Genomic DNA, 1,190 nt, shown 5'->3' on the forward strand with positions numbered 1-1,190 from the left:
GCGGAGTGCCGGCGTCGACTGTTGTAAAACCCTTCGATATATCGGATGACGTCGCTGCGAGCTTGGGATTTCGTGGCATACGCGGTGCGGTAAACACGCTCATTTTTGAGCATCGAGAAGAAACTTTCCGCCATGCTGTTGTCCCAACACACGCCCGTGCGGCCCATGGAGGAGCGCATCCCCAGGCCGGTCACCAGGAGCCGAAAATCGGCCGAGGTATAGACGCTGCCGCGGTCGGAGTGCCAGATCGCGTGAGGCTCGATCTGGGTCGTCGCAGCGGCGTTGCGGAGGGCGTCGGCGACGAGCTCGGTGCGCATGTGGTCGGCGATGGACCAGCCGACAACTTTCTTGGAGTAGCAGTCGATGACGGTGGCCAGATAGATGAATCCTTGCCAGGTGTGGATGTAGGTAATATCGCCGACGAATTTCGCTCCGGGGCGGTCGGCGGTGAAGTCGCGTTTGACGAGGTCGGGCATGTTCGCGGCCGCTTCGGCATCGGCCTCCGTCGTGATGCGGAAGGGCCGTGGTTGGCAGGCTACGAGGCCGATCTGGCGCATGAGTTGCCGCACCAGTTCGGGCGAGCACTCGGTCTGCTCGGCACCTAGGTCAGCGTGGATCCGGCGGTATCCGTAGGTGCCATCGGATTCCTCGAAGAAGTGCTGAATCCGGGCGATCAAGGCCTCGCGGCGGGCCGAGGTCGCGGACTGCGGCCGCACTGCCCAATCGTAGAAACCGGACGTGGAGACGGCCAGCCAGAGGCACATTTTCACCACCGAATTCCGGTTGGTGGGCTCCGATTTTTGGGAGTCGATGTACTCGTACTTGCTCACTACCGCTGCTCCCGCGCGAAGTAAGCGCTGGCTTTTTTCAAGAATGCGGTCTCCGCCCGCAGCTCTTGAACTTCCCGCTCGAGTTCCTTCAGACGGACTCGTTCCGACACGGTCAAGTCCACTTCGGTGCCGCCGTTGGCCTCGCGGTATTTGTTGAGCCAGTTCCGGAGCGTCTCGGGCCCGACGCCGTATGCGGTGGCGACGTCCTTGATCGGTTTGGAGGTTGTGATCACCTCGCGGCACAGCTCGTCTTTGAACTCCTGGGTGAAACGCCTACGCGCTGCGGTCATGCTGATCTCTACTTTCAGTGAACCCTCATTTTAAGAGGGCCCACTGTCCGAGATATCCGCGGCAGCTCAG

General features: G+C 61.3%; 1 protein-coding gene. It reads right to left on the reverse strand.

The features are described from left to right. A protein-coding gene (locus E3O45_RS07885) for an IS3 family transposase (RefSeq protein ID WP_134442903.1) occupies positions 1-1,120 on the reverse strand; the annotation gives its coding sequence in 2 pieces (ribosomal slippage) (positions 1-859 and positions 859-1,120; 1,121 coding nt annotated over the 2 pieces). This gene is flagged as partial in the annotation. Between the last annotated feature and the right edge of the window lie 70 nt (positions 1,121-1,190).

It is taken from the genome of Cryobacterium sp. TMS1-20-1 (assembly GCF_004402355.1).
Lineage (GTDB): Bacteria > Actinomycetota > Actinomycetes > Actinomycetales > Microbacteriaceae > Cryobacterium > Cryobacterium levicorallinum.